The sequence below is a fragment of the Rhodococcus sp. MEB032 genome (assembly GCF_030208925.1).
GTDB classification, from domain to species: domain Bacteria; phylum Actinomycetota; class Actinomycetes; order Mycobacteriales; family Mycobacteriaceae; genus Rhodococcus_F; species Rhodococcus_F qingshengii.
Genome location: NZ_JARVSY010000007.1, coordinates 40,461 through 53,547, shown reverse-complemented (window position 1 = coordinate 53,547; position 13,087 = coordinate 40,461). Strand labels below are relative to the sequence as shown.

The window sequence follows — 13,087 nt, the reverse complement described above, 5'->3', positions numbered from 1 at the left end:
ATCGGATAACGTCTTCAACCGTGGCACCGAAACTGAAGACACTGACCCGTGAGCTGTCCAAGCGCGGCCCGCACCGAGTTCTCCGCGGCAACCTCGCCCTGGCCGGACAGCCGGGTGTCGTGTACACGCCGGAAACCGGTTTCAATCTCCCCGCCGTTGCCTTCGCGCACGGGTGGATGGTCGGGTCCCACAAGTACGAGCAGACACTCCAGCACCTCGCTTCCTGGGGAATTGTCGCAGCGGCGCCCGACAGCGAACGCGGTCCGGTCCCGTCACATCTCGGATTGGCTGCAGATCTTCGAGCGACGCTCGACATCTGCGTCGGCGTGCGACTCGGCCCCGGCCAGATCAGCGTCCAACCCGATCGGGTCGCCTTTGCCGGTCACGGCATGGGCGCGGGCGCGGCGGTACTGGCCGCAGCGCAGCGCGGGGATGTCGGTGCGGTAGCCGCACTGTTCCCGGCCCCGACAGCACCCAAGGCGGAGAACTACGCGTCGAAGATCACAGCGCCCGGATTGATCCTCGCCGGCGAAGACGACGTCGATTCCTTGACCAGCAATGCCCGGCCGCTGAGCGTGGAGTGGGGCGGTCCTGTCATCGCACGTACCGTGAACGACGCCCAAGACGCCGGACTGATCGAAGGCCGCCGACTCCTCGGCGCCCTGGGCCTCGGTGGATCCGAGCGCAAGACACAGGCCGCCACACGGTGCCTGCTCACGGGCTTCCTGTTGTTCCATCTGACCGGCGACAAGAAGTACAAGGATTTTGCTGATCCCGACGTCGAGATTCCGCACACGGCGCCGTTGCTGCCGGTCGAACCTCACTCCGACGCGCGGGCCAGCCAGCTGTTGCGTAAGTAGGAGTCCGTACTCGCCACCGACTCCGGCGGCGAGCACGGCGGCGTCGGCGTCGGCTCTGACGCGGATCGCAGATACGGGCCGGCTCTCACGGTCCCATCCGTGTCATTCTCGGCGGATGTCGTTTCGGACGGCGGCTCCTGGCGCGATTCCGCGCTCGCTGCGGCCACTCTGCGCTCACGGAAGTCGTCGAGTTGAGAGTCGAGGGTTCGACGGATCGCTTCGAACGGCGCGTGAACGGACTTCACAGCGGACCAGCTCCGGCCAACTCAGCGCCCGTCTCTCCGTCGGGAGCCACGATCGACTCGTCGGGGACTGTGGAAGGCGGCTCCGGGTCCGGCGCGGGCGAGACTTCGGCGGTGGTTTCGACCGGCACCTCGTGCTCGCGAATCTCAGGGTCGGGAGTTTCGGGCTGGAGTGTCGCAGGCTGGGACGCTTCTTGCGGGCGCGCCTCGTGCAGCGACATCTCCGGATCGGCATCGAGCACTATTCTCGGCCAACCATTTTCGCTCAACTCCAGGGTGGCCGACACAGAGTTCCCGTCAGCACCTGCAACATCCAGACTCACCCCACGACCGTCGGACGCAATCGAGAAGCCCCAAGTGTTGCCGCCGATCGAGAAAGAGACAGGAGCGGCGGCGACACCGGATGCACTCGGCTCGGCGATCGGAAAGGTTGACGTGAACGCGTCTGTCACCCACTGGGTCGCGGCGTCAAAAGCATGACCAACCGCGCTCGCGCACTCCGCACACGCCCTGTCGAATTCATCGCGAGTATCGAGATACGCCGAACGAAAAACCGTGTCCAGCCATGGCGCCGCACCACGACCGGTGGAAGCGACGTGAGTCAGCTGGTCGATCTCCCCCGCACCCAGACCGCCGATCGTCGCCCGGTCGAGGCTTGCCACCTTGAAAGCCTTGTCTGCCAAAGCCGTTCGAACCGTCCGCGCGAACTCGTCGGCCAGCGTGATCAACAGTGGCGCCGAATCCGCATCGGACCGAGCTTCACGCCGCGCCGCGAAGGCCTGATCTACGACCGCACCCACGCCGGAAACATTCCACACTGCAGGAAGATTCTCCGCCAGGGTCGTCAGCATCGCGATCTCGGCGACCGAACCGTCCACCGCTGCGGCCATGTCCGACGCATCTCGCATTAGTGCCTCGAAATCGATACCAGCCTCTGCGCGATACGCATCCTCGTAGGACGAAAGCATCCGTTCTTCGAAGCCCAACCGAGAGGCCAGGTCGTGAAATCGATCGAAGAACTGCAGTCCCCTCGCACCAGCATCCAGGATTTCGTCAGGACGCACGCGTGAATCACGCAGTGCAAGAATATCTTCGACGCAATAGTAGCTGTTTGGTACTGCCTGTGCGGTACCTCAAAACGCGAACGCGTAATGAGGGGCTAAACCGAACCGACGATCTCGGCCAACTCGTCGGCCAGCTTCTGCGCGAGCGGAAGTTCGGTGGCCTCGACCATGACGCGGACCAGTTGTTCTGTCCCGGACGGGCGCAGGAGCACGCGACCACTGTCACCGAGGACGCGCTCTGCGTCCGCGACTGCTGCGAGTACCGACGGCGATGCTGCGACTGTCGCCTTGTCCCCGACCTTCACGTTGATCAGAACCTGCGGAAGGGTTGTCATCGTTGCGGCCAGTGCGGATGCCGACTTACCCGTGCGAGCCATTCGTCCGAGCAGCCGGAGGCCGGTGAGAATCCCATCGCCCGTGGTGCCGAACGCCGGCAACACGACATGGCCTGACTGCTCGCCGCCGAGGCTGTATCCGCCCGCGCGCAGTTCCTCCAAAACGTAGCGGTCGCCTACGGCAGCAGTCACGATGTTGATACCGGCCTCGCGCATCGCGATGTGCAAACCGAGATTGCTCATGACAGTCGCGACGAGAGTGTTCTCGACCAACTCGCCGGCGTCGTTCATCGCGATCGCCAGAACTGCCATGATCGCGTCACCGTCGACCACCGCTCCGGTCTCGTCGACGGCCAGGCAACGGTCGGCGTCGCCGTCGTGCGCGAGGCCTAGGTCCGCCCCGTGATCGACTACGGCTTTCTGAAGATTCTCCAGGTGCGTCGATCCGCAGCCGTCGTTGATGTTGAGGCCGTCGGGCTCGGCGCTGATCGCGATGACGCGAGCGCCCGCTGCCGCGTAGGCAACCGGTGCGAGCGCGGAAGCAGCGCCGTTGGCGCAGTCGACCACAACGGTGAGTCCAGCGAGTGGCTCGCTCGCCGCGCTCGCCAGATGCGCAAGGTACAGCTGAGCGGCGTCGTCGACCGTACGGACGCGGCCGATCCCGGCACCTGTCGGTAGGACGGGCGGTGCAGTGCCGTCGAGTGCATCCTCGATCGCCACCTCGACAGCATCATCGAGCTTGTGTCCACCGGCTGCGAAAATCTTGATTCCGTTGTCCGGCATGGGATTATGCGATGCAGAGATCATGACACCGAGACTGGCGTCGAGCTTTGCCGTCAAGTATGCAACTGCCGGAGTCGGAAGAATACCCACGTCGAGCACGTCGACACCCGCGGAACTCAACCCTGCGGTCACCGCGGCTTGAAGCATCTCACCGCTGGCGCGAGGATCGCGGCCGATCACGGCGGTCGGACGTTCGTCCGCGGTATCGGCTGTCAGTACGCTCGCCGCGGCAACTGCCAATCTCAATGCAAGATCTGCAGTCAGATCCGAATTGGCAAGTCCACGAACACCGTCAGTACCGAACAACCGACCCATAGAACGACTCCTGAATCCTGTGAACCTCGAGAAGGGAACTCGAGAAGGGAATTTCTCCGAGAAACACAAGAGCGAGCGTCCGGTAACGATGGACGCCCGCTCTTGTGGTGAACAGGTGCCGAAGCAGACCCGTCGGGTCAACCTCGGCAAAGCATCAGCGCTTGGAGTACTGCGATGCCTTACGGGCCTTCTTCAGGCCGTACTTCTTACGCTCGACCGCGCGGGCGTCACGCGTCAGGAAGCCTGCACGCTTGAGGGCCGGACGATCATCAGGGGTTACCTCGATGAGTGCGCGCGCGATAGCCAGACGCAGTGCGCCTGCCTGACCGGACGGGCCGCCACCGTGCAGCAGTGCAATGATGTCGAAAGACTCGGGACGCTCGACGAGCACCAGCGGAGCCTTGATCAGCTGCTGGTGAACCTTGTTGGGGAAGTAGTCCTCCAACGTACGACCGTTGAGCTTGAACTGACCGGTACCGGGAGCCATCCGGACGCGAACGACAGCCTCCTTGCGGCGACCGACGGTCTGGACCGGGCGATCGAGGACGATCGGTGCGAGCGTAGCTGCAGCAACCTCTTCGACGACCTCGACTGCGTCAGAGACAAGCTCTTCCACTGCTTCGATGTTCTCTTCGGACACGTTCTGCTCTTCCGGCGATGTCACTGTGCGACCTGCTTGATCTCGAACGGCACCGGCTGCTGCGCGGTGTGGGGGTGATTCGGGCCCGCGTAAACCTTGAGCTTGCTGCTCATTGCGCGGCCGAGCTTCGTCTTGGGGAGCATGCCGACGATGGCCTTCTCGACGAGACGATCGGGAGTCCTGTCGAGGACCTCACCGACAGTGCGGGACTTCAGGCCACCCGGGAATCCGGAGTGGTGGTAAACATTCTTGCCCTGCAGCTTGTTGCCGCTGATGGCAACCTTCTCTGCGTTGATGATGACAACGAAGTCACCACCGTCGATGTGCGGCGCGTAGGTGGGCTTGTGCTTGCCACGCAGCAAGTTCGCTGCCTGAACGGCAAGACGGCCGAGCACCACGTCAGTGGCGTCGATGACGTGCCACGTGTGGGTCACATCTCCGGCCTTCGGGGTGTACGTAGACACAGATCTTCCTCGTCTTAATTCATTCCACTGCTGACCATGTGCGTATCGCGTAAACGATCCTCGGCGGCCAGTTGAGACCCGAGAACCGCCGGTCTCCACGCATTTCTGCCGGAGCCCTACGGCACGCCACCGATAGACGATACCGGTCTACCCGCTGCCAGGTCAAAGCGCAGCCATTCCTGCCAACAGCATCATCGTCCAGCACAGCGACGCGAGCGATCGACATGCGCCTGCCCCGGCAACCTGACGGTACCGGGGCAGGCGGGGTGTCATCACGGCATGGGATGTTGTCAGCGACCGAACCCGTTTGCGGCGATCCGATCAGCTTCCTGCATCTTCTCCGAGCCGCTCGCCGTCGCTCCGGCGATCTGCGCGAGAACCATGTTCAGTTCTTCGGAAGCCTGGGCCCAGCGACGCTGTGCGTCGTTCCACGCTTCGGAACCTGCCCCTTCCCAGCCTGCTTGCAGCTTGTCCACGACAACCTTGATGTCGCCCTGTTTGTCGTTGATCGCTTTGGCCTGCTGTTTCATCTGATCGGACAGCATTGCGAGGCCGCCGAATTCGTACTTGATCCTGTCGGACATAACTGCTCCCGGTTCGGTGTGACTGGAGAGAACTTGTGAGAACTAACTTGTGAGAACTACTGGCTGAGGATTGCTTGATCGGACGATGAAGTGCTGGCGGTCAGGACATGTTCACCGTCGCGCCGCGAAGCGAGCTGACGTTGTCGTCTTCGGTCGAGTCGAAGGTTCCCGCGGCCTGTTTGATCTGCTCGCAGATGTCGGTCAGAGCTGTGTCCAACTTCAGGGCCGCGCTGTTGTATCGCTCCATGATTCCTGCGTATTCGACCTGCGCCGCACCGTTCCACGAATTGTGCGAAGCGTCGGCCTCCGACCGAACAGCGTTGACCAGCCCCCTGATGTCACCGAGATGTCCGTCGATGGTCCCCGCCGAATCGATCAATTCAGCGGTAGTTGCGGTAAAGCCCATGTCGTCCCCCTGGATTCGGTGAGTACCGTTCGGTATCGGCGATCACACACAACGGGCTTTGTCCGTCGGATGTGCACCGGGGTCGAGCGGAACTCCCTGATGTGCGCTACACATACTTTGACGCGACCTTCGTACCAACGGTTCCGGCCCGACCGAAGAATATTTTCAGAACCGACCGATCCGGTCACGGTGTGAATTCGACCGACTGCCACATCCGCAGGCAGTCCGCTTCGAGACTGCCCCACTCACCGACCAGATACTGGCAGCCGATACTCACTTGCCGTCCGTTGTCGACGTACACGCGCCAACGCACCTCGGAGAAATCGTCCGGAAACTCGACGTACACCACTGCCCGTTTTCCTGCGGCATCGTCGAGCACAGCAAACTCTGCGAACCGCAAGGGGTCCTCGAACGTCGAAAACTGCTGACGCAAAACAGCTTCGACGGAATCGAATCCCACACCTTCCGCAAGACGTTTCTCGATGACCACGATCTTGCGATCCGCACCCGAACCGGGTACCAAATCGGTACGCCCGCTCGAGGTCCCTCGCGACAGAAGCTTCCAATCGGAAGGCAATTCTGCCGCAATGCTTCCCACGTCCACACGAGTAAGTTCCGGCGTGGCCCCGGACTCGATCGACGAGATCGAAGTCTTCGGTGCAGGCGTTTCCTGCTCTTTCGACGCCTCCACGATCTCGACTTCGACTTCCGCCGTGGCTGCGACCGACCCCGCCAACCGAGAATCGCCTCGATCGCGAGTGGACACCACGACCGTTGCTGCGACCGCACCGGCGACGGCGACCACCGCAAGCGCCGCCGCGAACCATCGACGGCCTCTTCGCCGCCCGCCGACGCGACGCGGCGAAGAGGCATTCGAGTCCGCGCCAGAAATCGACTTCGCGCCATCCGTATCGCCTACCCACCCGGCGCCGAAAGCCGAATTGTCGACGATTCGTCCCGAACTGTCCCGCGCGGTTGTCTGGCGAACGAGCGTCTGAGGATCCACCAGAGACGCAGCCACCCGGCTCTCGTCCAGAATTCGGATGCTCGCGTGGCCGTGAACATTCGTCGACCCCCGTTCGAGCGAAGCCGCAACAGCATGAGAGCTCGGCCCGACCAACACCACAGCGTCCCGAACCGATAGATCCCCGATTGCGGAAAACAACCCCGCAACGTCTGCGATCTCCGAACTTTGTGTTCCGTCGATTCGGAGTTCACCGTCGACCTCAGCGACAACAGAAGCGACCACCGTTCCGCCTCGCAGTTCGAGGACGACACACCGCGATCGCCAAGCCGTATGAGCCGACCTCGCCGCCGCGATCGACGTCGGAACGAGTACGACGTCGTGCGCCACTCGACGTGCGGCATCGAGCAATCGCCGCCTGCGTGGGGCACCCCAATCCGAGGGATGACTGAGATGAAGAATGTCTGCGTCGACGATTCCGCACCCGTCCATCGCACTGGAGATCAGCCTGGCCACCTCCAAGACTGTCGGGACAACCCGACCATCCACGTCGACATAATCGTCGTCGATGTAATCGATCGCATTCTTACCGGCCGCACCGGGGCCCGACGTCGGTTCGCGTCTGAGGTCTGCACTGCAACAGAATTCGCGTTGACCCGATACGACCCAGATATTCGATGCACCCCAATGTAACGAGACCGACACTGCGGACGGAGCGGTCACAGCGGTGGCATCCACGGAACTTGGACAAGTTGGGTTTGCGAGCGGGAAACGTAAACCCCACGGCCTTCCGGCATCGCCGACGCGCGGACAGTGCCGACGAGATTTCCCTCGTCACGACTTCCGCTCATGATCAATCCGGCCGGCGCCATGTCGCGAATTCTCGCAATGACCGGCTCGTACAGTGCTCTGGCCGCACCACCGGAACGGCGGGCAATAACCAGGTGCAAACCGATGTCCTTGGAGTGCGGAATGTATTCGAGCAACGGCGCCACCGGATTTCCACTCGGTGTGGCCACAAGGTCGTAGTCGTCGATCAGTACGTAAATCTCCGGCCCACTCCACCAAGATCGTTCCCGCAATTGCTGCTGCGTTGTTCCGGCGTTCGGCATTCTGGCAGCGACGATCCGAGCCAAGTCGACCATCAACTCACCGAAGGTCGTCGACGACGCCGAGTACCCGCCGAGGTGATTCCCTTCGACCACGCCCAGCAGGGAATGCCGATAGTCACCGATGATCAGCTTGGCCTGGGCCGGTGTGTTCGACGCGATGATCCCTTCGGCTATTCCACGCACGAGAGATGTCTTCCCACACGCGGTGTCGCCGAATATCAACAGGTGCGGGTGTTCCCGGAAGTCCATGTACACCGGGGCGAGGTCGGTCTCACCGAGCCCGATCGGCACGGTGAGGCACCGACCGTCGGCCGCACTCGGTGAGGGCCACCGGGTCCCGGCAGCTTCGAGAAGTTCTGCCCGCAAGTAGGAATCCGGGAGCATCCGCACGGTGGGTGCCGGACGCGAATTCGACATGGCTGCAATACGTTCGACCGTCGCCACCACAGCCGTACTCGAGTTCTCACTACCCGGTAGGCCGTCGATTCGAGGTAGTCCGGTGAGAAGGTGGAGTCCGTCGCGAGTGATGCCACGACCCGGTCGACCTTCCGGCACCAGGCCGGCTTTCCGGCGACCCGCATCCGAATCTCCCGGATCACCCAATCGAAGTTCGATGCGAGTACCCAGTTGATCCTTGAGCGCCGGCCGGATCTCGGCCCACCTCGACGTCGTGACGATCACGTGTACACCGAAGGACAAACCTTGACCGGCGAGCGTGTTGATCTGGGGCTCGAGTGATTCGAAATCCGAACGAACGCTTGGCCAACCGTCGACGACGAGGAAGACGTCACCGTACGGGTCCTCTCGGAGTCCCGCAGCCTCACCTTCCCCGGCGGGATCAACTGTTCGCAATCTACGGAAATCGGCCATCGATTCGATGCCGAGGTCACGAAACAGTCGCTCCCGTTTGGCGACCACACCGAGTACCTCGGCAACTGTGCGCCGGACGCGGTCGGAATCCAAACGGTTTGCCACCGATCCGACGTGCGGCAGATCTTTCAATCCGAGGAGCGTTCCACCGCCGAAGTCGAGGCAGTAGAACTGAATCTGTTCCGGCGTGTGCGTCATGCTCAGAGACAAGATCAACGTGCGCAACGCCGTCGACTTTCCCGACTGCGGGCCGCCGACAATCGCGAGGTTGCCAGTCGATCCGTTGAGATCGGCGACGAGTAGATCGCGGCGCTGATCGAACGGCCTGTCGACTATGCCGAAGGGTGCGCTCAGATTTCCGCGAGGTTGATCACCGGTCGCCCACCGCGGCAACAACTGGTCAAGCGTCGGAGATGACTCGAGCGGCGGGAGCCACACTTCATGCGCACGTGGACCGTGACCGCGCATGCGGTCTACGAGGACTCCCATGAGAGTACGTGCATCGTCACCGATTTCACCCATGTCGACGACGTCGGGCTCGACGGGAACGACAACGGCCTCTGGTCCGATCACGGGCTTCGCGGTAAACGGCAGCGGCGCCAGTTCGACGGGGGAATCGACCGAGAATCGAGTGGGCACGATCCGCTCGCCCTCGTACGGGCCTGACACGTACGCACCTTGGAAGCGAACGATCTCAGCAGAATCGGACTTCAGGTATCCCGCACCGGGTGTACCCGGAAGGTGATAAGCATCGGGAACGCCGAGGACGGAACGAGACTCGTTCGCCGAGAACGTTTTCAACCCGACGCGATACGAAAGATGGCTGTCGAGACCCCGAAGCTTTCCTTCGTCGAGTCGCTGACTGGCCAGCAGCAGGTGAATGTGAAGTGACCTGCCCAATCGCCCGATGGCCACGAACAATTCGGCAAATTCCGGCTGTTGACTGAGCAGTTCGGAAAACTCGTCGACGACCACGAAGAGTGCCGGTAACGGATCGAGTGCAGCGCCGGCCAGCCTCGCCCTCTCGTAATCGGACACGTTTGCGAAGTTTCCTGCCGCACGCAACAGTTCTTGTCGACGATTCATTTCGCCGGCGAGCGCGTCCTTCATACGATCGACCATCGCCAATTCCTCGGCAAGGTTGGTGATGATCGCAGCAACATGCGGTGCCTCCTCGAGGCCGAGAAAGGTTGCACCACCTTTGAAGTCGATCAGGACGAGGTTCAGTGCGTCGGGAGAGTGGGTCGCGATCAGGCCGAGCACCAAGGTTCGCAGGAACTCCGACTTGCCAGAACCGGTGGCTCCGATACACAGCCCGTGCGGACCCATACCGTTCTCGGCCGACTCCTTCAGATCCAGTTCGACGGGGTTTCCGTCTTGTCCGACACCGATCGGCACGCGGAGTCGGTCGCGCCCCTGACGTGGAAGCCAGCCATGCTCAGGATTGAACCTCGCAACGTTTCCTATCCCCAACATCTGGCTCCACGTCCGAAGGGATCGGTCGTCGTCAGCTGCGTCGACGGCATTCTGCGATGCCGCACGGAACGGTGCGATGCGACGCCCGAACGCCTGCGCCAGGCTCGTCGTCGCAGCGTCAGGCCTCGCAAAGTTCTCAACTCCTGCGCTGCTCACCGCGCCGATCTGATCGCTACCGACGACCAGTCGCAACCCACGCATCGCCACCAGCCGCGGGCAGAACCCGCAGAGGTCGAGGACAGTCACCGAGTCGAGCCCGAATTCGGACAACAGGCCGGTGTCACCTTCGAGTAAGCCACCGTCCACGACCAGCACGAGATGCGGAACGCCCGCACTGGCTGGAGTGTTGCGAGCGAATCGAGCACGCATCGAAAGCGGTTCCCCGAGGGAACTTTCGAATTCGAGATACGAACCGAACACCATGCGTGCAGTGCCGGTGCCGTCCTGAGACTGCGGGTGTTGCACGTGTGGGAGCCACTTGACCCACTCCCACTCGGATTCGGTATCGGGACCGCACACCACCGCAACTTGGAGCGTGTCCGGACCGTGGAATGTGCACAGCTGCATCAACATCGAGCGGACAAGCGCACGAGCGGAATCTCTCTGCCCCTCGATGGACATCGCAGCAAATCCGCGAAGCGAGACGGCGGTCGGCAGGTCCTGCACAACCGAATGTGCACGGACGAATCGCCGAAGTGAGACAGCAGCGACGGGTTCGAGATCCTCGACCGGCCCGGTCTCCGGAGACACGAGTCTGGTGGCCAATCGCTGTGTACCCAGACCTACCCGAACGTGGCAGTAGTCCGAGTCGGTGATCTGACGCTCCCACATCCGCACAGTCCCGGCCAGTGTCCAGAGCAGCGACGGCTCGGGATTGCTCCACTCGAGAGCAGCACGCTGCGCACCAGACGTCGCAGCAACATCACTACGCATCTGATCCAGGTACCGGAGGTAGTCCTTGCGGTCCTCGTTCGCTTCGGACGCTCTTGCTCCACCGCTACGACCGCCCCCGGCGAGCATTCCGAGCATCGACACCATCATCATGACCGGAAACAGCAGGGACATCGGATTGCGCGCCATGCCGGAAGAGAACATCAGCGCCACCATGCCGATCATGGCAACCACCATGATCACCGGAAGTAGTTTGGTCAGTAGGTTTCCCGGCGTGACGCGAGGTATCTCCGGTGGGGCCTGAAGCGTCACCTCGCCGCCCGGTGTGCGCGGCGATTCACGTCGTGCTCGACGCGCAAATCTGACAGTGCTCAATTCACCCACCCCCATCGGTGCTGCAACTGTTGCCGCCAGGCGCCTCGTCCGACTACCGCCGGCCCCCCAAGGCGTACTCGCGCAATTGCAAGAGAGTAGATCACAACACCGACACTCGGGTCGGTGCCACCTGTTGTCGGCGCTGTCTCCGATACAGGCGCGCAGTTCATGTCGTATTGTTCGGGTGAACTGGGGTGACGCGAAGGGGGAATCGCGTCATGGGAGGGGACAGATCTTGACCAGCACCACTACAACCAGCGCTGCGAACACCGGAAACGGACGAGGCGCGAGTCATTCTGCCGAACTGTGCAGGTTGACGGTACTTTCAGCCCATTCGCAGGTGGATCTTGCGGTGCCGCTTCGTGTTCCACTCACCGTGGTCATTCCGGGCATTGTGGACACAATTGTCAACCACAGCAATTTCAACGAGTTCGACCACACCACCGAACAATTCGAGCCCGTCGACTGGACTCTGTCGAAAGTCGGCAGGGCACCGCTGGCACCGACGCTGTCGCTGCACGAGCACGGAATCCGCGATGGAGAATTGCTCGTACTCGAGGCCTCGGACACCGCTGCCCCGCCCCCACTCTTCGACGACATCATGTACACCGTCGCGGCCACGGATGCGGACGTCTACCGACGCTGGACTCCGGTCACCGCGCGCATTGTCGGCTCGACCGCCGCCCTCGTCGCTGCGCTCGTCGCGGCCCTCGCCCTGGTCCTCGGCGACACGGGACTGATCGGCGCCGTCTGCGGCGGAGTGACGTCTTTGGTGCTCACCGTCGCCGCCGTCGTGGCAGCGCGGGTGTACGGAGACTCTGGAAGTTCCGTCACGCTCGGATGCGCTTCGGTGCCACTGGCGTTCGTCTCCGGCGCACTCTGCGTGCCCGGCACTGTTCTTTCGGCTCATCTGCTTCTCGGTTCGGCATCTGCCGCTGCGGTAACTCTGATCTGCTTCCGCTTGTGCGGCGCCGGATTAGCTGTCTTCACAGCACTTCTCGTCGTCCTTCTCGCGGCGGTGGGCACCTTTGCCGTCACTACCACGCTTCCCGAGGCGCGCACCGCGACCGTCAGCGGCGCGGTGATTGCCGCCGCATTGATCGTTCTCACGTTCACCGCTCGACTGTCGATGTTGTTCGCGCGACTACCGCTTCCCCCTGTTCCGACGCCGAGTAATCCCCTCGACGACGACCGCGACGGACTGCCCGAACCCGAACTACCCGGGCTGACCGAGTTGGCGGAAAGGGCAGGGCGGGCGCGTAGCTATCTGACCGGGCTGATCGTGGCCACGTCAGTGGTCGCGCTCGTCGCTGCCGTCGCACTCGCGTGGTCCTGGCCTGGTCAGGGGATCGTCTGGCCGAATCTTGCTCTCGCATTCGCGACGGCCGTCGTGCTGATGTTTCGCGGGCGCACCTACGCGGGCGCACAGCAGGCTGTGCCACTCATCGCGGCAGGCATCTCGGTGATTCTCGTTCTCCTGGGCGACATGGCATGGACCCATCGCGACCATGCATTGGTCGTCTTCGCCATCACGATGACCGTTCTCCTCCTGGCACTGGTTCTGGGAATCCTTGCCCCCCAGAACACATTCAGCCCCGTGATGCGACGCGCTGCCGAGCTGTTGGACCTCGCTGCGATTGCAGCAATCGTTCCGCTGATCTGCTGGGTCAGTGGCCTCTTCGCGCTCATGCGTGGCCTCTGAGCGA

The 13,087-nt window shown here is 62.6% G+C and carries 11 protein-coding genes; 2 read left to right on the top strand and 9 right to left on the bottom strand.

What is annotated here, in order from left to right; genetic code table 11:
• The first annotated feature begins 20 nt into the window (after positions 1–20).
• Positions 21–860, top strand: coding sequence for a poly(ethylene terephthalate) hydrolase family protein (locus QRN54_RS07095; protein WP_003941000.1), 840 nt, complete (start codon positions 21–23; stop codon positions 858–860).
• Here the strand turns inward: QRN54_RS07095 and QRN54_RS07090 are convergent.
• From QRN54_RS07090 to eccCa, 9 genes are all read right to left on the bottom strand, one after another.
• On the bottom strand, positions 821–1,105 hold the full coding sequence (locus QRN54_RS07090; protein WP_042922488.1) for a hypothetical protein: 285 nt from the start codon (positions 1,103–1,105) through the stop codon (positions 821–823). The genes QRN54_RS07095 and QRN54_RS07090 overlap by 40 nt on opposite strands.
• A complete protein-coding gene (locus QRN54_RS07085; protein ID WP_285181794.1) occupies positions 1,102–2,166 on the bottom strand; it encodes a hypothetical protein in 1,065 nt (354 codons plus the stop codon). Before QRN54_RS07085 ends, QRN54_RS07090 begins: the two co-directional genes overlap by 4 nt.
• 95 nt (positions 2,167–2,261) lie before the next feature.
• Entirely contained in the window at positions 2,262–3,599 is a 1,338-nt protein-coding gene (glmM, locus tag QRN54_RS07080; protein WP_285181793.1) for a phosphoglucosamine mutase, read from the bottom strand.
• A 154-nt stretch (positions 3,600–3,753) separates the two neighbouring features.
• A complete protein-coding gene (rpsI, locus tag QRN54_RS07075; protein WP_007728596.1) occupies positions 3,754–4,263 on the bottom strand; it encodes a 30S ribosomal protein S9 in 510 nt (169 codons plus the stop codon).
• Complete coding sequence (gene rplM, locus QRN54_RS07070) at positions 4,260–4,703, bottom strand: 50S ribosomal protein L13 (RefSeq protein WP_003940842.1); 444 nt, start codon at positions 4,701–4,703, stop codon at positions 4,260–4,262. Before rplM ends, rpsI begins: the two co-directional genes overlap by 4 nt.
• A 290-nt stretch (positions 4,704–4,993) precedes the next feature.
• Positions 4,994–5,287, bottom strand: coding sequence for a WXG100 family type VII secretion target (locus QRN54_RS07065; RefSeq protein ID WP_285181792.1), 294 nt, complete (start codon positions 5,285–5,287; stop codon positions 4,994–4,996).
• A 100-nt stretch (positions 5,288–5,387) separates the two neighbouring features.
• On the bottom strand, positions 5,388–5,693 hold the full coding sequence (locus QRN54_RS07060; RefSeq protein ID WP_003940986.1) for a WXG100 family type VII secretion target: 306 nt from the start codon (positions 5,691–5,693) through the stop codon (positions 5,388–5,390).
• A gap of 184 nt (positions 5,694–5,877) precedes the next feature.
• On the bottom strand, positions 5,878–7,380 hold the full coding sequence (locus QRN54_RS07055) for a type VII secretion-associated protein (RefSeq protein WP_285181791.1): 1,503 nt from the start codon (positions 7,378–7,380) through the stop codon (positions 5,878–5,880).
• Positions 7,377–11,381, bottom strand: a complete 4,005-nt coding sequence (gene eccCa / locus QRN54_RS07050; RefSeq protein ID WP_285181790.1) for a type VII secretion protein EccCa — start codon at positions 11,379–11,381, stop codon at positions 7,377–7,379. The genes QRN54_RS07055 and eccCa overlap by 4 nt, the downstream gene beginning before the upstream one ends.
• Before the next feature lie 235 nt (positions 11,382–11,616).
• Here eccCa and eccD point away from each other — a divergent pair, with 235 nt between their 5' ends.
• Positions 11,617–13,083 (top strand): type VII secretion integral membrane protein EccD, encoded by a 1,467-nt coding sequence (gene eccD / locus QRN54_RS07045; RefSeq protein WP_007728587.1) that lies wholly within the window; start codon positions 11,617–11,619, stop codon positions 13,081–13,083.
• The last annotated feature ends 4 nt before the right edge of the window (positions 13,084–13,087 follow it).

Coding starts and splice junctions, on each gene's coding strand:
- QRN54_RS07060 (WP_003940986.1), bottom strand. CDS start 5,693: ATGGGCTTTACCGCAACTACCGCTGAATTGATCGATTCGGCGGGGACC.
- QRN54_RS07065 (WP_285181792.1), bottom strand. CDS start 5,287: ATGTCCGACAGGATCAAGTACGAATTCGGCGGCCTCGCAATGCTGTCC.
- glmM (WP_285181793.1), bottom strand. CDS start 3,599: ATGGGTCGGTTGTTCGGTACTGACGGTGTTCGTGGACTTGCCAATTCG.